Raw genomic sequence first — 20,229 nt, forward strand, 5'->3', positions numbered from 1 at the left:
CATGACGGTCTTTATGTCTTTGCTGCGACGCCACCGTGGCCTGCTTACGCTGGCTCTGCTGGGCAGCCTGGCGAGCGCGGCGGCTGGCATAGCGCTGCTCAACGAAATCAATCAGATGATCGCCGGTGTTCAGACCATGAGCATTGCGCGAGGGAGCTATTATCTCGGTCTGCTATTGGTGCTATTTGGCTGTGGCTTCGCTTCCCAAGCCTTGCTGACCGCCCTGGGCCACCGGGTGGTCTATGAGCTGCGCCTGCAATTGGTCAAGCGTCTGCTGGACACGCCTATCGAGCAATTGGAGAAGATCGGCGCTGCAGGCCTATATGCCACCCTGAGCAAGGACGTCGAGTCCATAGGTCAGGCCTTCAACCGACTACCCTTTGTGCTCTACAACGGTATCTTGATGCTGGGGGGGTTCGCCTATCTGGCCTGGCTGTCCTGGCAGCTGTTGCTGCTGTGTGGGTTGTTGCTGGGACTGGGCGTCTGGTTGGCCCATGGTTGGTTTGCGCGCATGCGCGAACTGATGAAAGTGGTGCGCGACACTGATGATCAGCTTTACGCCGCCTATACCGCGGCCATCGAGGGGCGCTACGAACTGGCGTTGAATACGCCACGCAAGCGACGCTTCTACGAGCTGGATCTGCTTCCTGCAGCAGATCGCGCTCGGGCCAACGAGGTACTTGCCGATCGCTATTGGACGCTCAGTCTGAACTGGACAGTGACGCTAATCCTTGGCCTGGCCGGTGGGTTATTTGCCGCTGGAACGTTGTTGGGCATAGCGGCTGCCACTGTGGCGGCTTTCGTCTTGGTACTGATGTTTTTGCGCATGCCACTCAACGATATGATCGGGAGCCTGCCCACCTTGGTTTCCGGGAATGTGGCTTTGGCCAAGATCGAGTCACTGACTCTGGCCCCAAGCAGCCCCGATTTCTCAGCCCAACAACCCAGTTTTCCCAACCACGGCGAGTTGCTGCTCAAACTCGAGGGGCTAACTTACGCTTACCCCTCCGTCAGCGATGACTATGGCTTTCACTTGGGTCCCATAGACCTGCAGGTCTATGCGGGCGAAACCCTGTTCATCGTCGGCGGCAACGGCAGTGGTAAGTCGACCCTGGCCAAGTTGCTGACAGGGCTATATCGCCCAAGCAGCGGGCTGTTAAGCCTGTACGGCGAGGCGATTACCGATGAGCGAAGAGATTGGTATCGCAGCCATTTTTCCACGGTGTTTTCCAGCTTCCATCTGTTCGAGCGCCTGGTCGGCCCGACAGGCGATTTTGATCTGTCTCTGGCTCAGGCCTGGCTGGCTCGCCTGCGCATGGACCGCAAGGTATCCATCGATCCAGCCGGCCTGCTTTCCACAACTCAGTTGTCCCAGGGGCAGCGTAAGCGCCTCGCTCTGCTGGTGGCGTTGGTGGAGGAGCGGCCGATCCTGCTACTCGACGAGTGGGCTGCGGATCAGGATCCGGCCTTCCGTGCGTTCTTTTATTTGGAACTGTTGCCCGAGCTGAAGGCCTGCGGCAAGACGGTGATTGCCATTAGCCATGACGACCGCTACTTCGCTGTCGCCGACAGGGTTATCCGTTGCGACAGTGGGCAACTTAGCGCTCTGGATAGCAGTGCCTTCACCCCGCTGCAGAAGCCGCAAAATGTTGCCACGGCTGGAGTTGGGGCCTAAGACCATGCGGCTAACGGCGGCATTGGGGTTGTGGGGTTGGCCAGCATTTAGCTATTATTGAAAATCATTATCGTTAGTGATTCGATTAAAACTGTCAGGGAGAGCGGTATGCAGCGTCGGTGTAAGCAGTCGAAGCGGTCTGCGCGGGTTCAAAACCGTCTATTGGTGCCATTTATGCTGACCGGCATCGCCTGTTCAGGCGCGTCTTGGGCCGAGGAGCAGGTTGATAGCTTGGATCTGCCAGCGCAAACGATCACCGGCAAACAGGACGATCAGACGCTGGTCACTGCCGGATCGAAAGTCCCGCTCAAGCTGCGCGAAGTCCCGCAGACTGTGAACGTGGTGGGCCAGGAGCGCATCGAGGAGCAGAACCTCTACACCCTGGAGCAGGCCATGAAGCAGGTCGGCGGGGTGACGGTGCAGCGTATCGATGCCAACCGCACAACCTATTTTTCCCGTGGTTTCGAGATGACCTCCTTGTCGCTGGATGGCACGCCTACGACTCTGGATAACCGCATTTTCCTCTCGCCGGATCTGGCCATGTACGAGCGGGTGGAAGTACTCAAAGGCCCGGCCGGCATCCTCAATGGCACCGGCGGCACTGGTGGCAGCATCAACCTAGTGCGCAAGCGGCCACAGGGCGACGCGGCGGTGTCCGGCGAGCTGAGCGCCGGTTCTTGGGACGACTACCGGGGAATGGTCGATGTCACCGGTCCGCTGACCGAGAGTGGCAATATCCGTGGTCGTGCAGTAGCCAGTCAGCGTGATCGTCAGTTCCATTACGACGGTGGCGATGAGAAAAGTAATCTCTTCTACGGCGTGCTGGAAGCCGATGTGACTCCGGATACACTGTTTACCCTAGGTGTCAGCCACCAGGAAGTGGATGCTCGGGGTGCACAACGCTCGCTGCCGTCCTATCTGTCGCAGACTCCAGACGGAGATTTTAAACTGAAGCTAGTCGATGTCTCACGCGACAACTTCTACGGCGCCGATTGGAATCGCGACTATTTCTGGAGCGATAGCGCCTTTGCCGAGCTGGAGCAGCAACTGGCGGGTGACTGGAAGGCCAAGCTGTCCCTGCGCCATGCACAAAATAACTACGACCTGACACAGGCCTACGCTCGCAACGGCATGGGCATTGACCCTGCGACCAATCTGGTAGATATCAACGCCATTCGCTTCGACTACCGTGAAGAGCAGAATGAAGTTGATGCCTATGTCGATGGGCCGTTCAGCCTGTTCGGCCGCGAGCACAAACTACTGCTTGGCGCTAACTACTCGCGTTCCGAGTTTAGCGATAACGGAAACTCCGACTCTGAGTTTCTTGAGGAGGTCGATCTGTTCGATCCTCAGGTCGTCTCGGCGCAACCCGGTTTTGCCAATGTGGAAGATGTTTTCGCAGATACCCGCCAGCGTGGCATCTACAGCAATCTGCGCTTGAGCTTGGCCGATCCGCTAACCCTTGTGCTGGGCGGTCGTCTGTCCTGGTGGGACTTCAGCAATACCACTTACGCGCCTTCCGGGGCTCGCACCGGCAAGACCACCGATAATGTAGATGGCGAGTTCACCCCTTTTGTCGGTTTGGTCTATGACATCAATCAGACCTACTCCCTCTACGCCAGCTACGCCGAAGTGTTCCAGCCGCATAATGCACGTACCCGTGATAGCAGCGGCGGCATGCTTGAGCCCCTGCAGGGCGAGCAGTGGGAAACCGGTATTAAGGGCGAGTACATGGGCGGTGCTCTGGCGGCATCCTTTGCCCTGTTTCAGGTCGAAGAAGAGAATCGCGCGATTGACGACCTGAACAATGCATCGATAGCCGGTGGCAAGGCGCGTAGTCGTGGTTTCGAGACCGAACTCAACGGCCAGCTGACCTCCAACTGGACCTTGAATGCTAACTACACCTACACCCACAAGGATTATCTGAACAGCACCGACACCGTCAAAATCTTCACCCCTAAGCATATCTTGCGCGTATGGACTCGCTACCAACTGCCGGGTGAGTTGCAGCGCTGGAATCTGCAGGCCGGCATGAATAGCGTCAGCAAGACCTACAACACCATCACGCCGCTAGACGATGCCAAGTTGCAGCAAAGCGGCTACACCCTGTTCGATGCCGGTGTGGGCTACCAGATCACCCCGCAGTTGTCTGCGGATCTGTTGGCGACCAACCTGACCGACAAGAAGTACTACCAGCGCATCAATACCATGCAGGACGGCAATATCTGGGGTGACCCTCGTGCCGCCACCCTGACCCTGCGCGCTAAGTTTTAAGCGCAGGCTTAGCGGGGGTGAGTATCGGCTCTCCCCTGTAGGGTAACCAAGGTCCAGCCCTTTTGAGGGGCTGGGCCTTTTGTCTTTCAGGAGCTACTGACCGTGCCCAGCGTTGCCAAAAAGTCTTCGCCCCGTGCCCGTGCTCGTGCCGCTTGCCTGCTGGCGGTACTGCTCGGTTCCTATGCAGTGATCTGGACGTCCACCGAATTTGCCGCCGTCGCCTTGTCATGCCTGGGGATGGCACGCAGCGAGGCGGTGATCGTCAGCAGTCTGCTGGGCTTCGTGCTTTATCCAGTGTTGACTCTGGCAACGCTGGCAACACAGCGGCCATTGTGGCTCTGGGGCATAGTGGCAGTTACTAGCCTGATGCTCGGTGCGTTCGGTAACTGGGGCACCAACTGATGTTTGCCAACCTGCGCGAGGCCATGCTTTGGCTGCATAGCGTCCTCGGTCTGGCCTGTACCTGGGTGCTGTTCGTAGCGTTCTTTATGGGCAGCCTCGCCTTGTACAACAGCGAACTGGATCGTTGGATGCTACCGCAAACGCGGTTGTCAGCGCCGGTCGTCGAGCTGTCCTTGGATCGTCAGATATTGCCTGAGGTCGAACGTTTAACGACGGGACAGGCGCTTGAGCAATGGTATGTGGAGTTGCCCAGTGCCAGGGTCCCTGTGTTGCGTCTGCAGACCTGGGATATGCAGGGAGAAGGGCAGAGCCGCTTTATCGACCAGGCCACTGGCCAGTTACTGGAAACGTCGGGAAGCCAGGGTGGGGATTTCTTTTACCGCTTCCATTACATGTTGCACTTGGAGGCCGGTAATCTTGGCTTGCTGCTAGTGGGTCTGGCCAGTATGGCCGGTTTGATGGTGATGATTGCTGGGCTGCTGATTCATGTGCGGCTGTTCAAGGACTTCTTCAGCTTCCGCCCAAACAAGGCGCCGCGGCGTTTGCTAGATCTTCATAATCTATCCGGTGTGTTCGCACTGCCGTTCTATCTGGTCATCCTGTTGAGCGGTCCGGTTATCAGCTTTCCTCAGTATCTGCCGGCTGGCCTCCTCGCGGCATACTCGGAGCAACCTGGCGAATTCGCCAGCGAAGCGCGTGATACCTTCAGTCGACCACCGTCGGGCCAGTCGGGCCGACTGGCATCACTGGATGCCATGGCCGCACAGGCCCGTGCGATATGGCGGGACGGCGAGCTGACTTTTGTCCGCGTTTGGCACCCAGGCGACGCTGGCGCCTATGTGGAAATCAGCCGTTCCTTGGCGGATCGCTTGAGCATCGACGGCGAGACCCTGTTCTTCGACGGAGCCAGCGGACAGTTGTTGCACCAGTCCCGGCTCAAACCGGCGGCTTCCACCTATAGCCTACTGGCAGGGCTGCATGTGGCGCACTTCCAGCAGCCGCTGCTGCGTGCTCTGTATTTCCTGGCCGGTGTCAGCGGTTGCATCATGCTGGCCAGCGGCATGCTGTACTGGAGCGAGAAACGTCGCTTGCGCTTGCCTCTGGGGCGCGCCGGCGTGCGTCTGGTCGAGGTTGTTGCCGCCAGCCTGATCACCGGCTTGCCTTTGGCGACCCTGAGCATGCTGGCGGCCAATCGACTGTTGCCGGAGACCCTGGCGCAACGGGCGAGCTGGGAGGTGTGGCTGTTCTTCGCCGCTTGGATAGCCGCAACCTTGCATGCCCTCTTGGTCATTTGCCGCTGCGCCGAACTGCGTGCGCCCTGGCGCAGCCAATGTGCGGCTATTGCTTTGCTGGCGCTGGCGACATCGCTGCTCAACGGCATCACCACCGACGACTATTTGTGGCGAGCGCTGAGCCAAGCCCAATGGGCGATAGCCGGGGTGGATGGGGTTTTGCTGCTGACGGCATGCCTGGCTGCCAGTGCCTGGTTACGCCTGGGGCGGCGCAAGGCGCGGGCGTTGCGACTCGAGGCGCTGGAAGATGCTTGATCTGTTGCTCGGCGGCGGCATGCTGGCGCTGCATCTGCTCGGCCTGGCTTGCCTGGCGTTGGCCCAGGGCAAGCACTGGAAAACCCTGAACATCTATTCTCCGCGCCAAACTTGGATAGTGCCTATCGGCTGGGGCAGTCTGGCGTTAAGCCTGCTGCTGGCCTGGGCTTCTCAAGGCGCGACATTCGGCAGCCTGGTCTGGCTGCTTCTACTGCCACCCTGCGGCTATGCCCTGGCCTTCACCCTGGCTTGGCGACCGCAGTGGTTGTGGCCGCTGGCCAGGCTGTTGAGTCGGTAGTCGCCTCGCGGGGGTTATACCCCGCCTACGGATTTTGCATCCGATCCTTTCGTGTGGACGTTCTCTATGGCCGGCTATCGCGCAGAAACTCATTCTTGAAGTAAGCACGAATCAGCACGGAAGCGATCAACAACACTACGCTTCCCACGGCTATTTTCGCTTGGTCCAGGCCGCCATCTTCCGTCATTACAGCAAACAGCATGACCGCGAAGACCAGCGTTGCGGCCAGCCATGCCGAGTAAAACGCCCGCTTTTTTCCTATTCGTCCATCTTTTATTCCCTTGAAGTTAGCTCCTTCCCCCGCCAAGGCGGAGGAGAACCATCATCCGCGCTACTTCCAGCTAGCGTGCCATACCGCCCGCATAGGGCTTGAGCACCCGTACCAGATCGGCCAATTGCGGATGCAGGAACACCAGTTGCGCTGGGATCGCCGTGCCCCATAGCGCTTGCAACCGCGCACAGAGCAATACTGCCTTGAGCGAAGTGCCGCCTTGCTCGAAGAAGCTTGCCTGCGGGTCGAGCGTGGGTTGTTCCAGCAGTTCTTCGAGCAGGGCGTACACCTGGGTTTCCGCCTTCAGGGCGCTACGCTGGTCGGCTGCGGTTGCCTGGCTGAGCTGCTCGCTCAATTGCTCCAGACTCGCCTGCGGCTGTCGCACCACATGGCGTAGCAATTGCCGATAGTCCTCGGCCAGCATGGCGACATTCTCTGGCTCGAACAGGTCGGTGCTGTATGTGAAGGTGGCGACCAGGCCGTGTTCGCGCTCGCCGATATCCAGCATCAGATCGAACAGTGTGCTGTGGTTGCTGCCTTCCTCCAGGGGGGTGATCTGCAAGTTGCCGAACTCGCTGGAGGCGAGGATGCGTTCGCGGTGCAGATCGAACATCACCTGCAGCAGCGGCGCACTCTGCTGCTGGGTATTGGGCAGCGCTTGCAGCAGCTGCTCGAACGGCAGGTCCTGATTGTCGTGGGCGGCCAGCATAGTGTCGTGCAGTTGAACCAGCAGCGCCTCGAACGAGGGGTTAGCGCTCAGATCGATGCGCAGGGCCAGGGTGTTGACGAAGAAGCCGATCAGCCCTTCGAGCGCTTGCTGATTGCGGTTGGCGATCGGGATGCCGACGCGGATGTCGTGCTGCCCGCTGTGCCCGGCAAGGAGCAGCTTGAAGGCGGTGAGCAAGGTGCTGAACAGGGTCACGCCCCGCTGCTGGGTCAGCTCGTGCAGCGCCTGGGTCAGTTCGGTGTCGAGGCTGAACTCGTACTGGGCGCCGCGATGGCTGGGCAGCGCTGGGCGCGGACGCATACCGCGCAACTGCAGCAGCGGGCGGTCTTTGCCCAGGTGGGCGAGCCAGAAGTCGAGCTGTGGCTTGAGTGCCTCGGGGCTGAGCTGGCGGCGCTGCCAGTGGGCGAAGTCGGCATATTGCAGCGCCGGCTCGCTCAACGGTGAGGGTTGGCCGGCGCTGAATGCGGCGTAAAGCGCGATCAGTTCGCTTGTCAGCACGCGCATCGACCAGCCGTCGGTGACGATATGGTGCAGGCATAGCCAGAGCACGTGATTGTACGCGTCCAGGCGCATCAGCCCGGCGCGGATCAGCGGCCCGCGAGCCAGGTCGAAGGGCTGCAACGCCAGGCTGTCCAGTTGGCTGCGCAGCGCCTGCTCGCGCTCGGCTTCGCTCAGGCTGCTGATGTCCAGCAGCGGCAGCGGGAAGGCACGCGGCGCGTCGACGTGTTGCAGCGGCTGGCCATTCTCCAGAACGAAGCGGGTACGCAGACCGGCGTGGCGGCGCAGCAGTTCGCTGAAGCTGCGTTCCAGCGCCGGCTGGTCCAGCTCGCCGGAAAGCCGCACCGCCTCGGCGACGTTGTAGGCGGTAGTGCCAGGATGTAGGCGGTCGAACAGCCACAGACGTTCCTGGGCGAAGGACAGCGGCAGCGCGCTATCGCCAGCGGCCGGTTGGATCGGCGGTAACGCGGGCGCGCTGGCAGCCGGCAGGGCTTGGTCGGCGAAAGCGCCCAGGGTCGGATGCTGGAACAGCGCACGCACCGGCACTTCGAGATTCAAGACGCTGCGCAGGCGCGAGATCAGGCGGGTGGCGGTTAGCGAGTGGCCGCCGAGCTCGAAGAAGTGATCGTCGAGGCCGACTTTTGTCACGCCCAGAACTTCTGCCCAGAGGCCGGCGAGCAGACCTTCCCGCTCGTTGCGTGGGGCGCGGTAGGCGCGTTGTCCGCCGCGCTCGGGGGCGGGCAGGGCGGCGCGGTCGAGCTTGCCGTTGGGGGTCAGCGGCAGCGCCGGCAGCACCACGTAGGCGCCCGGCAGCATATGCTCCGGCAGGCGCTCGGCCAGGTGCTGGCCCAGCGTTTGCGCGCCGGGGCAGGCGTCGCGGGCGACCACATAGGCCACCAGCTCGGCTTCGCCGGCGGGGTTCTGCCGGGCGATCACCGCTGCTTCGCGCAGGGCTGGATGCTCCAGCAGGCGCGCCTCGATCTCGCCCAACTCGATACGGAAACCGCGAATTTTCACTTGATGATCAACGCGGCCGAGGAATTCCAGATCGCCTTCGGCGTTCAACCGGCCGATATCGCCGCTGCGGTACAGGCGACTGCCCGGCGCGCCAAAGGGGTCTGGCAGATAACGCTCGGCGGTGAGATCCGAGCGGCCGAGGTAGCCCTGGGTGATGCCGGCGCCGCCGATATAGATCTCCCCGGCGACACCAGGGGCGACCGCTTGTAGCCGCTCATCCAGCACTTGCACACGCATATTGGCGATGGCGCGGCCGATGGGCAGTACGCCTTGTTCTTCGCCCTGGCTGCGGTACAGGCTGCACCAGACGCTGCCTTCGGTTGGGCCATATTCGTTGTAAAGCGCGGCGCTCGGGCAGACCTCACGGTGCCGCGTCGCTACTGCGGCCTGGCAGGCTTCGCCGGCGACTATGGCGCAGCGCAGGCTGCTCAGGTGTTCGCCGCCTTGTTCCAGCACCTGGGCATAGAGCGAGGGCAGCATCAGGCAATGGCTGATGCGTTGCTCGGCGATCAAGCGGCCGAGGGCCAGGGCGTCCTGTACCTGGACGTCTTCCGGCAGGCACAGGGTACCGCCTTGGCTGAGGCTCCAGAACAGGCCAGCCACCGAGCTATCGAAGGCCAGGCCGGAAACCAGCAGGAAGGCCTCCAGCGGCTCCTGGTAACCCAGCCAGCGGGCGCTGGTGGAATGTACGGCGTTGCGGTGCGAGACCATCACGCCCTTGGGCCGGCCGGTGGAGCCGGAGGTGAAGATCAGGTAGGCCAACTGGTCCGGGTGGCCGATGGGCGCGGGGCGCTGCTCGGGCAGCTCGGCCTGGTCTTCGGCATCCAGCCAGAGGCTGTGGTAATTGCCGGCCGGCAGACGCTCGGCGAGGGCGCTGACGCTCAGCAGCAGCGGCGCTTGGGTTTGTTCCAGCATGTCGGCCAGGCGCTCGGGGGGGTAGGCCGGGTCCAGCGGCAGGTAGGCGCCGCCGGCCTTGAGAATGCCGAGAATGGCGACTATGGCCTCGCGGGTGCGACCGAGGAACAGTCCCACCGGTTGACCGGCACCCAGGCCGGCTTGGCGCAGGCGATGGGCCAGGCGATTGGCCTGGCGCTCCAGTTCGGCATAGCTGACTTGGACGCCGCCGTGGCTGAGGGCGATAGCCTCGGGGCGGGCCTCGACCTGGGCTTCGAACAGCTGATGCAACAATGCCGGCGCGGCGATGTTCGCCTCTGTGCGGTTGAGGTCGGCGAGCCATTCGGCTTGCCGCGTGTCTATGCCGCTGGCCTCGCGTAACGGGCGCTGGCTGGCGCTGGAGGCCTGTTCGCAGAGGGCGAGGAACTGTTCGAGGATCAGGCCGGCGGCATGCCCGGTCAGGCGGCTCGCGTCATAGCGCAGGGCAAAGGCGAACTGGCCGTTGCGCTCTTGTACATCGAGCTTCAGGGTCGAGGGATCGCCGTCGGCCTCCAGCTCCACAATCGGCCAGGGGCAAGGCTTACACTGGCTATAGCGGAAGCTGAAGGGCAGCCCCGGCGCATCGCCCGGCCAGCTTTCCTGCCAGGCTTCGGCTTCCGCCAGCAGTGCGTCGAACTCGCCGGTGAGTGCCGCCAGGGGTTGGTTTTCGTCCACCGCGAGCAGCAATGGCAACCCCTTGGCGTAGGCGCCGAAGGCGGTTTGCGTGGCGTCGTTACGGCCTTCATGGCACCAGCCGAGCAGCAGGCGCGGCAAACCCAGATGGCGTTGCAGCAGGGTCGCCCAGCACAGGCCGAAAACCGTTGCCGGTTGAGCGTTCAGCCCGGCGAAGGTGCTGTGCAGGCGGTCTTGGGCGGCGGCGGGCAGGGTTTGCTCGACTCGCTCTGGCCGGTAACCCTGTTCCGCGCGCGGGTGCTGGAACGGGTGGGCTGGGCTCAGCAGTTCCGCCGCCTGCTGGCGCTGCCAGAAGGCGCGACCGGCGTCACCGTCCGGGCCGCTGATCAGTTCGTGCTGCCACTCGGCGAAGTCGGCGTACTGCACCGCTTCGTCGTCCAGGCTCTGGCCTTGGTAGAGGGCGGCCAATTCCAGCAGCAGACGCTCCAGGGTCGCGGCGTCGGCGTTGGCGGCCGGCAGGGTCAGCAATAGGTGGTTGCTCGGGCCGTTGCACAGCAGGGCGGCGGCCAGGGGCGGTTGCTCGGGGTTAGTTGCGCTGGCGGCTAGCTCGGCCAGCAGGCGGGCTTCAGCGCCCGCCGCGCTGACCTCGACGATTTGCCAGGTGAAATTCAGGCTCTCGGCGATCACCTGCACTGGCAGTTGCATACCTGGCACGGCAGTCAGGCGGGTACGCAGAATTTCATGGCGCGCCAGCAATTGACCGAGGGCGGCATGCAGGCGTTGCGGGTCGATGCCTGCCGGTAGCTCGGCGCGCAGGTGCGCTGCGGCATGGGGGGCGATGCGCCAGTGACGGGTTTGTTGTAGAGCGGGGCGGAAACCTTCGATGGACATGTCCGTTGGCCTTTGGAAAAGGGAGGCAGATGTAGGAACCAGCTCGCTGGCGATGCTCTTACGGTGGCTCCTATTGCCAGCAGAGCTGGCTCCTAAAGATCGTTACGGTGGGCTATCTGAGCGCCACGTCGCTGCTATTCAGCGCTTCGGCCATGGACACCAGGATGCGCCGCGGGCCGTTGTATTCGTTGCGCGCGTGCACCGCGAGCATGTTGTCCAGCAGCAGCACGTCGCCGCGTTGCCAGGGGAACTCGATCATTTGCTGCAGGTAGACCGCGCGTAGATGCTCCAGTACCTCGGGCTCGATCGGGCTGCCGTCGCCGTAGAAGGTGTTCTGCGGCAGGTCGTCGTCGGCGAAGTCGGCTTGCAGGGCATCGCGTACCGAAGCCGGCAGGGTACTGACGTGGAAGAAGGTGGCGTGGTTGAACCACAGAATCTCGCCGTTGCGCGGATGGCGTACTAACGCCGGGCCGACTTGGCGGGTGCGCAGTCGGTTGTCCGCTTTCCATTCCACGGCAATGCCGACGTTGGCGCAGTAAGCCTCGACCTGGGCACGGTCTTCGGTCTGGAACACCGTTTGCCAGGGCAGGCCGAAGCCGTCGCCGTAATTGCGCACGTACATGATGCCTTTCTCGGCAAAGCGTTCGCGGATCGCCGGATCGATCGCGCGGGTAATGGCGCGGGTATCGCCGATCGGCGTTTCGCCGCGCCATTCTGGAGCGACGTCGCACCAGAGGAAGATCTTCAGCGGGAATACCGGCGAGTAGGAATGCTCATTGTGCGGGAAGATCCGCTGATCCTGGGGGTAGTCGGTGGAGGTGTAGATGTTCAGGCCGGGGTTGACCTGGGTGCGCGGTGAGGCGCGGAAGCGGTACTCCAGAGCGCCGCCGGACAGGGCGCTGATGCACTGATCGAACTCGTTGGCCGAGCCCACGGCGAAGCCGCGAAAGAGAATCGCGCCATGTTCTAGCAGCTTGCTTTCCAGCAGCTCGCGCTGGCGTTCGGCCCAGGCCTGGAGGCTGACCCCGGCGGTGGCGGGTTCGCATAGCAGTGGGAATGTCTGGCCGGGCAGCAGTGGGGTGAAGCGCACCAGGGCGTCTTCTTCCAAACGGATGGCTTTACGGCGCATGCCGCCGAGGGTCAGGGAAGTAGTCATGGGCCTAGCCCTCCAGGGAATCGGTGGTGAGTAGGGGTTTACGCCGGGCGCCGCCGAGGCGCGCCAAGCCTTGCTGGCTACGGGCGCGTTGTTCGCTCAAGCGGCGTTCGCGGGCGCGTTGGGCGAGGTTCTGGGCCAGGGTCGCTATCTGCATTTCTGGGGTGGAAACTACCTGCGCCAGCAGTGCTTTGAATTCCTCGGCGAAGGCCGCGATGGTCGTGGGCTCGAACAGATCGACGCTGTATTTGAAGGTGCAGTCGAGCCCGCGTGCCGTTTCTTCCACGGTCAGGTGCAGGTCGAGCTGGGCCTGGCCGTGTTCGATCGGCTCGGGCAATACCTCCAGACCGGGCATTTCGAGGGCGCCTTCCGGCTGGTTCTGCAGCACCAGCTTGACCTGGAACAGCGGGCTGTAGGCCAGGCTGCGCGACGGGTTGAGCGCCTCCACTAGTTTGTCGAACGGCAGTTCTTGATGGCTGTAGGCATCGAGCACCTGTACCCGCAGGCGCGCCAGCAGCTCGGCGAAGCTCGGGTTGCCGGCCAGATCCGCGCGCAACGCCAGTTGGTTGAGGAAGAAGCCGACCACGCCTTCGGTTTCGGCGCGGCCACGGTTGGCCACATCGGTGCCGACTATGGGGTCGAGCCGCCCGCTATGGGCGTGCAGCCAGACTTGGAAGGCGCCGAGCAGCCCCATAAATAGCGTGGCGCCCTGTTGCCGGCAGAGGTCGGTCAAGGCGCTGGCGGTGGTGCGCTCGACGCTGAAACGATGGCGCCCGCCACGGCCGCTCATGGCCGTCGGCCGCGGCCGGTCGGCGGGCAATTCCAGCGGCGCCTGCGGCTCGCCGAGGGCTTGGCGCCAGTAGGCGAGTTGGCGCTCCAGGCCGGCGCCGTCGAGGCGTTGTCGTTGCCAGGCGGCATAGTCGGCGTACTGGATCGGCAGGGCCGGCAGCGCGGCCTCGCGACCTTCCAGGGCGGCGCGATAAAGCTGCGCCAGCTCGCTGACCAACACGCCCATGGACCAGCCGTCGGCGACGATGTGGTGCAGCACCACCAACAGCAAATGCTCGTCGGCCGCCAGTCGCACCAGGGTCAAGCGCAGCAAGGGCGCCTGGCTCAGGTTGAAGGGCCGGGTGGCTTCCTCGATCAACAGGCGGCGGGCTGCCTGTTCGCGCTCGGTGGGCGCTAGATGGCCGAGGTCGACCATCGGCAGCGGTAGGTCGATAGCCTCATGGATCAGTTGAGTCGGCTCGCCGTCCCGTTCTGCGAAGCGGGTACGCAACGCCTCGTGGCGACGCACCAGGGCTTGGAAAGCCGCGTGCAGGGCATCGCTATCGAGACGGCCGCGCAACCGTGCGGCGCTGGGGATGTGGTAGGCGGCGCTGCTCGGCTGCAGCTGCTGGATAAACCACATGCCCTGCTGCGCGTGGGACAGCGGCAGGGCCGCGATGCCCGAGGCCGGGCGCGGCGCGACGGCAATCGGCTGCTCCACCGGCGCATCACTCGAGGGCAAACGTTCGGCCAATTGGGCGATGGTTGGCGCTTCGAACACCGCCCGCAGCGGCAGCTCGATACCCAGTTGACGGCGCAGTCGAGCCACCAATTGGGTGGCCAGCAACGAATGCCCGCCGAGGGCGAAGAAGTTGTCGTGGATGCCGACCGCTTGCAGCCCGAGCACCGCTTGCCAGACCTGCGCCAATTCCTGCTCCTGGGTAGTGCGCGGCGGCGCCAGGTCATGGTTATCCGCGCCGTATTCCGGTAGTGGCAGAGCCTTGCGATCGAGCTTGCCGTTGGGGCTCAGCGGCAGTGCCAGCAGGCTGACGAAGGCAGCGGGCAGCATGTAATCCGGCAAGGTTTCGGCCAGATGCTCGCGCAGCGTGTCGATTGCTGGCGCCTCGGCATGTGGTACCACATAGGCGACCAGGCGGCGGTCGCCGGGGCGGTCTTCGCGTACCAGTACCAGGGTCTGGCGCACGGCCGGATGGCTTTGCAGGCGCGCTTCGATCTCGCCCAGTTCGATGCGGAAACCGCGCAGTTTCACCTGCTGATCGATGCGCCCGAGGTATTCGATGGCGCCGTCCGCCAGGCGCCGCGCCAGATCGCCGGTGCGGTACAGACGGCTGCCCGGCGGGCCGAAAGGGTCGGGAGCGAAGCGCTCGGCGCTCAAGGCCGGGCGGCCGTGGTAACCACGGGCCAGCAGCTCGCCGCCGATGCACAGTTCGCCGGGCACGCCGGGCGGCGCCAGGTTGCCGTCGCGGTCCAGCAGGTAGAAGGCACGACCAGGCAGGGCTTGGCCGATCGGCATCTGCACCGGCAGCGGCTGCGCGCCGCTGGCCCAGGCTTGGCAGTCCTGCACGCTGGCGGTCACCGTGGCTTCGGTGGGGCCGTAGGTATTGAGCAGGCGTATGGGCGCCAGGCCGGCTTGGCGCCAGGCGCTTAACCCTTCGGGCGGCATCGCCTCGCCGGTGGCGCTGACCAGGCGCAACGCGCCGTAGTCGGCGGGCGGCTCGGCGGCGAAATCCTGGGCCAGTTGATACCAGTAGGCGGTGGCCAGGTCGGCCACGCTGATGCCATGGCGCAACAGGCGGCGCTGGAATTCCTGGCTATCCCACAGCTCGGGCCCACGCAGGACCACACAGGCGCCGCAGCTGAGGGCGGGAAAGAGTTGGTCGACGAAGCCGTCGAAGTTGAAGGTGGAGAATTGCAGCACTCGGTCGGCCGCGCTCAGCGCGAAGAAGCCGAGGGCCACCTCGCTGTGCCCGGCCAGCGCTTGATGGTCGATGGCCACGCCCTTGGGCTTGCCGGTGGAACCGGAGGTGTACATCAGATAGGCCAATTGCGCCGGGTGCACGACCACGGTCGGGTCGGACACCGGGCCTGAGGCGATAGCGGTTACGTCGAGGCGTTCCAGTTGGGCATGGGCATCCGTGGCGGCGAGGGTCTCGGGTGCCACCAACAACAGGCGGATGCCGGCATCTTCGATCATATGGGCCAGGCGTTCGGCGGGGAAATCCGGGTCCAGCGGCACGAAGGCCAGCCCGGCTTTGAGGGTGCCGAACAGCACGGCAACCATCTCCAGTCCACGGGGCAGGCACAGGCCGATGCGCGCCTCTGCCGGCAGGTTCAGCGCCAGCAGGCGATGGGCTATACGGTTGGCGCGCTGGTTGAGCTCGGCGTAGCTCCAAGTGCAATCGTCCAGCACCAAGGCGGGCGCCTCGGGCGTGGCGACGGCCTGGGCGGCCAGGCGCAGGTGCACTGGTTGCGCGGCTGGCAGCACCATCCGCGCCTGACATTCGGCCAGCAACGCGGTTTGCTCGGCATCGCTCAGCAACGGCAGTTGGCCGATACGGCAATTGGGGTTGTCCAAGATGCCTCGCAGCAAGCGTTCGAAACCCTCGGCATAGCGGTCAATGGTGGCATCGTCGAACAGGTCACGGTTGAAGCTGAAGCAGGCTTCCAATTGACCATTGCGTTCGGCCATGTCCAGGCTGAGGTCGAACTGCGCGGCGTTCTGCTCGCGCTCGATTTCCTCGATGCTCAGGCCCGGTAGTTCCAGGCGGCGCGATTGCTGGCCTTCGAACAGGTTGAACAGCACCTGAAACAGCGGCGGATGGCTGAGGTCGCGTTCGGGTTGCAGGGCTTCCACCAGACGCTCGAAGGGCAGTTCCTGCTGGGCCTGGGCGGCGAGGCTGGTGGCTTTGACCTGATCCAGCAATGTGATGAAGGGTTGCTGGCCATCCAACTCGGCGCGCAGCACCAAAGTATTGATGAAGCAGCCGATCAGCCCTTCGGTTTCCAGGCGGGTACGGTTGGCCACCGGCACGCCGACGCGCAGATCGGTTTGCCCGCTGAGGCGATAGAGCAGCAAGTCGAAGGCCGCCAGCAGCACGCTGAACAGCGTGGTGCCACGCTCGCGGGCGAGGCGGTTGAGGCCGGCGCTTAGCTCGGCATCCAGGCGCCGAGTGTGGCGTCCGCCGCGGCCGCTCGCTTGTTTCGGCCGCGGGCGGTCGCTGGGCAGCTCCAGCACCGGCTGTTCGCCGCCAAGTTGTGCGGTCCAGTAGGCCAGTTCGGGCTCCAGCGCTGCGCCGGCCAGGCAGTTGCGTTGCCACAGCGCGTAGTCGGCGTACTGGATCGGCAGCGCGGCCAAGACCGGTTCGCGACCTTGCGCGAAAGCACCGTAGCAGGCAGCTAGCTCGCGGGTGAGAACGCCCAGCGACCAGGCATCCGCGACTATGTGATGTGCGGTCAGCAGCAGGGCGTGCTCGTCCGCCGCTAGCCGTATCAGGTGCAGACGCAGTGGGCCTTCGCTCAGATCGAAGGGCGCGTTGGCCTCGGCGTCGATCATCTGCCGCAGTTGCTTTTCGCGCTCGACTGTCGGCAATCCGGCCAGATCGGTCTCGCCTATTGCCAGTGGCAGTGCGGCATGGACGATCTGCTCGGCTTCGCCCTCGGCCTGGTGAAAGCTGGTGCGCAGTGTTTCGTGGCGCTGCACCAGGCAGGCGAAGCTGCGTTGCAGCGCGCCCAGGTCCAGCTCGCCGCGCAGGCGCAGCGCGGCCGGCATATTGTAGGCGGCGCTATCGGGCTCCAACTGCATCAGGAACCACAGGCGTTGCTGAGCGTAGGACAGCGGCACGGCGCCGTTACGGGGCGCGGGGACTATGGGCAGGCGGGTCAGGCGGATGCCCTTGTCGGCCAGGGCACGGATAAAGCCTTCGCGTTTTTCCGGAGCGAGCTTGGCGATGCGTTCGGCCAGGGTTTTGGCGTCGAAAGGCAGGCTTGGGCTGTTCAATTCGCAACTCCTACGCTCGATTGCGCACGCGCTTGCAAGGCGGCGCGTTCTTCGGGACTCATGGCGGCGAGTTTGAGGCGCAGCTCGGCGATCTGCTCCAAGCGCCCCGGCACGCTTTCCATTCCGCGCAGAGCCTGAGTCAAGGCTGCGACGCTGGGGTGATCGAACACCAGGCCGGGCGCCACTTCGATTTGCAGCAGCTTGCGCAGGCGGGCGCAGAGCTTGATCACCATCAGCGAATGACCACCGAGGTCGAACAGGCTCTGCGTCGTGCCCACCGCATCGCGCTCCAGCAGTTCGGCATAGAGGTCGGCGAGCAGAGTTTCCAGGGCATCGCGCGGGGCCTGGATTTCGCTGTCGTCGTCCTGATTGCTGGGGTCTGGTAGCGCCTGGCGGTCGATCTTGCCGTTGGCCATTCGCGGCAGTGCGGTCAGCTTGAACAGGCGGGTCGGTTGCAGGTAATCCGGCAGTTGCCCGCGCAGTTCGCTCAGCAGTTCATCGGTGGGGCGTTCGCTGACCACATAGGCGAACAGCTGTTCGCCGACCACCTTCACCGCCGCCTGGCTGACGCCGCGCAGGGCCAAGAGCGCAGCCTCCAACTCGCCCGGTTCGACGCGGAAACCGCGAATCTTCAATTGCTGGTCGATCCGGCCGAGCAGTTGCAGGCGACCGTCGGGCAGCAGGCGGGCGCGGTCGCCGCTGCGGTAGAGGCGTCGGCCGGGGCGCAGCGGGTCGTCGATAAAGGCATCCGACTCGCGGTTCAGATAACCACGGCTCAACTGTGCGCCGCCCAGGTACAGCTCGCCGACGACGCCGAGGGGCGCGGGGCGCAGGCCCTCGGCACTGGTTTCCAGCACATAGGCGTAACTGTTGGCCAGGGCGCGGTCCAGCGGCAGGCTGTCGCCCTCGCAAGAGGTCTGCCCGAGGCTGTGCACCAATAGGCCGACGGTGCTTTCGGTGGGGCCGTAGTGGTTATGGATGCGGCATGTCGGGGCCAGGCGGCGGATACGTTCCATCAGCGCGCGCGGGGTGGCTTCGCCGCCGAGGATCAGGGCTGCCGGCAGGCTCGCTGTATCGTCCTCGATCAGCGCGGCGAGGTGCGAGGGCACCATCTTCAGGCAGTCGATGCGCTGCGCGCGGACGAAACGGGCGAAAGCTGCGGCATCGGTGCTGTCCGTGTCGCTCGCCACTATCAGACAGGCGCCGTTCCACAGGGCGCCGAACAGGCTGGTATTGCCCAGGTCGGCGGCCACCGAGGAGGTCAGGGCGAAGCGCTTGCAGTCGCCCAGCTCCAGCGCTTCGCTGACGGCGGCGCTGTAGTTGAGCAGTTGGCCGTGTTCGATCACCACACCTTTGGGCTCGCCGCTGGTGCCGGAGGTGTAGAGCAGGTAGGCGGCATGATCTAGGTGAATGCTGTCGAGAGGCGCCAGTTCGACTTGGCTGTCGTTTAGAAGATCGGCGAGACGCAAGAAGTTTTGGCCGTGCAGATACTCTCTCGGAAACTCGCTCAGCAGCAGTTGCGGCTGGGCGTCGGCGAGGATTTTATTCAGGCGCCCGGCCGGCCAGGTCGGGTCCAGCGGCAGATAGGCGCCGCCGGCGCGTAGAACCGCTAGCAGCGCCAGCACCAGCTCGCCGCAACGTGGCAGCAACAGCGCCACGCGGCTCTCCGCTCCGACGCCACGGGCTTGCAGCGCGGCGGCCAGGCGTTCGACACGCTCGTTCAATTCGCGGTAGCTGAGCCGCAGATCGCCGGCATGCAGCGCCTCGGCCTCGGGCGTGGTCGCCGCCCAGTGGGCAAGGCGAGCCGGCAGGCTGGTCGAGCCGAAGTCACGAACCGCGCCGCACAGGGCCAACTGGCGCGAGCGATGGGCCACCGGGCTGAGATTCAGTTCGGCCAGGGGCGCGTCGGGGCGTGCCGGCAGTTGTTCCAGCAGGCACAGGTATTGCTCCAGCAAACACTGCGCATCGTCCTGCCCATAGCGGACGCTGTTGTGGTGCAGGGCCAGGCTGACGCCGTTGTCCGCCATCTGGACTTGCAGGGCCTGTTCGAAGCGCGGGTCGGCGCCCGGCAGTGCCAAGGCACACCAGCTCAGGCCGGCCGCTTGCTGTTCGGCGGGCTGACCCGCCAGGGCGAAGCCGACACTGAGGTGCGCTTGCTGCGGTTCGGTCAGGGGCCAGTACTCTTGTGCGCCGACATGCTCTTCCAGCAGAACAGCCAAGCGTTGCAGCCATTGCGAAAAGGGCTCGGTCAGGGCGAGACGCAGTGGTAGCGGCAGCACTTTGTCGAAGACACCGACCCCACCGGCCAGCGCCTCGTAGTCGCGCCGACAGTCGTGCTGCCAGCCGCCGACGAAGGCCGGTTGTCCGCCGATGCGCGCCAGCAGCGCCCACCAGGCGGCTTGCAGCAGGGTCGGCAAGGGCTGCTGTTGGGCTTCGGCGAGGCGTTCCAGCTCGGCCGCCAGTGCGGCAGGTAGCGCTTGGCTCAAGCAGCCTTGATTGCTGTCGGCCTGATCCTGGCGACGGTAGCCCAGGCGTAGCGCCGGCAGTTGCTCCAGGCCGAGGTCGGCCCAGTAAGCGCGGCCGGTTTCGGCTTCAGGGTCGGCTGCCAGCTCGGCGCGCCAGTCGATAAATTGCGAGTACTGAAAGACCGCTTCCAGTTCGGCGTACGGCTGGTCATAGAGCTGCGGCAGTTCGGCGAACAGGGTTTCCAGGCTCAGGCGGTCGCCGGCGCTGGGCGCCAGGCTCAGCGCCAATTGCCAATCGCGCTCGTCCAGGCGGACCAGTACGGACCGCAACAGGCGGCCATTGTCCAGGGCGAACGGCTGGGCGCACAGCTCGGCCACGCACGTTTCAAGGCTGTCCGCCGCCGTGCGCAGATCCAGTGTGTGCCAATCCAGATCGGCCGCAACCGGTTGTTGGCGCAGGCCGCGATAGAGCGGCGAGGGGCGTAGTGCCATGCGCAGGCTTTCGTGGCGCGCCAACAGGGTGAGCAACGCTTGGCGCAGGCGTTCTTCATCCAGCGCGCCGTTCAAGCCGATGCGCAGTTGCGCTGCCGGATGGCCGGCGTCGAGGGCGACCTGTTGTTCCGGGCCGAGGGGGTATCCCGAGTCGATTTCGTGCATGT

10 protein-coding genes are annotated in these 20,229 nt (G+C 64.3%); 5 read left to right on the top strand and 5 right to left on the bottom strand.

Going from position 1 to position 20,229, the window contains the following annotated elements; translation table 11 throughout:
• Positions 1–13 precede the first annotated feature (13 nt).
• From AACX99_RS16830 to AACX99_RS16850, 5 genes are all read left to right on the top strand, one after another.
• A complete protein-coding gene (locus AACX99_RS16830) occupies positions 14–1,675 on the top strand; it encodes a cyclic peptide export ABC transporter (RefSeq protein ID WP_339413584.1) in 1,662 nt (553 codons plus the stop codon).
• A 174-nt stretch (positions 1,676–1,849) separates the two neighbouring features.
• Entirely contained in the window at positions 1,850–3,949 is a 2,100-nt protein-coding gene (locus AACX99_RS16835) for a TonB-dependent siderophore receptor (RefSeq protein WP_339413585.1), read from the top strand.
• Positions 3,950–4,051: 102 nt separating this feature from the next.
• Positions 4,052–4,351: a hypothetical protein gene (locus AACX99_RS16840; protein ID WP_339413586.1), complete on the top strand. Its 300-nt coding sequence runs from the start codon at positions 4,052–4,054 to the stop codon at positions 4,349–4,351.
• A complete protein-coding gene (locus tag AACX99_RS16845) occupies positions 4,351–5,898 on the top strand; it encodes a PepSY-associated TM helix domain-containing protein (RefSeq protein WP_339413587.1) in 1,548 nt (515 codons plus the stop codon). Before AACX99_RS16840 ends, AACX99_RS16845 begins: the two co-directional genes overlap by 1 nt.
• Positions 5,891–6,196: a DUF3325 family protein gene (locus AACX99_RS16850; protein WP_339413588.1), complete on the top strand. Its 306-nt coding sequence runs from the start codon at positions 5,891–5,893 to the stop codon at positions 6,194–6,196. The genes AACX99_RS16845 and AACX99_RS16850 overlap by 8 nt, the downstream gene beginning before the upstream one ends.
• A 64-nt stretch (positions 6,197–6,260) precedes the next feature.
• Here AACX99_RS16850 and AACX99_RS16855 read toward each other — a convergent pair whose 3' ends face one another.
• The 5 genes from AACX99_RS16855 to AACX99_RS16875 form a co-directional block, all read right to left on the bottom strand.
• Positions 6,261–6,503, bottom strand: coding sequence for a hypothetical protein (locus tag AACX99_RS16855; RefSeq protein WP_339413589.1), 243 nt, complete (start codon positions 6,501–6,503; stop codon positions 6,261–6,263).
• 34 nt (positions 6,504–6,537) lie between these two features.
• The gene (locus AACX99_RS16860; protein WP_339413591.1) at positions 6,538–11,166 is read right to left on the bottom strand and encodes an amino acid adenylation domain-containing protein; all 4,629 of its coding nucleotides are present in this window, start codon (positions 11,164–11,166) and stop codon (positions 6,538–6,540) included.
• Between the two features lie 112 nt (positions 11,167–11,278).
• The gene (locus tag AACX99_RS16865) at positions 11,279–12,322 is read right to left on the bottom strand and encodes a TauD/TfdA family dioxygenase (RefSeq protein ID WP_339413593.1); all 1,044 of its coding nucleotides are present in this window, start codon (positions 12,320–12,322) and stop codon (positions 11,279–11,281) included.
• 4 nt (positions 12,323–12,326) lie between these two features.
• On the bottom strand, positions 12,327–17,105 hold the full coding sequence (locus AACX99_RS16870; protein ID WP_339413594.1) for an amino acid adenylation domain-containing protein: 4,779 nt from the start codon (positions 17,103–17,105) through the stop codon (positions 12,327–12,329).
• A complete protein-coding gene (locus AACX99_RS16875; RefSeq protein ID WP_339413668.1) occupies positions 17,102–20,227 on the bottom strand; it encodes a non-ribosomal peptide synthetase in 3,126 nt (1,041 codons plus the stop codon). Before AACX99_RS16875 ends, AACX99_RS16870 begins: the two co-directional genes overlap by 4 nt.
• Between the last annotated feature and the right edge of the window lie 2 nt (positions 20,228–20,229).

Origin of the sequence: Pseudomonas sp. EA_35y_Pfl2_R5, from assembly GCF_963970805.1 — a bacterium.
GTDB lineage: Bacteria > Pseudomonadota > Gammaproteobacteria > Pseudomonadales > Pseudomonadaceae > Aquipseudomonas.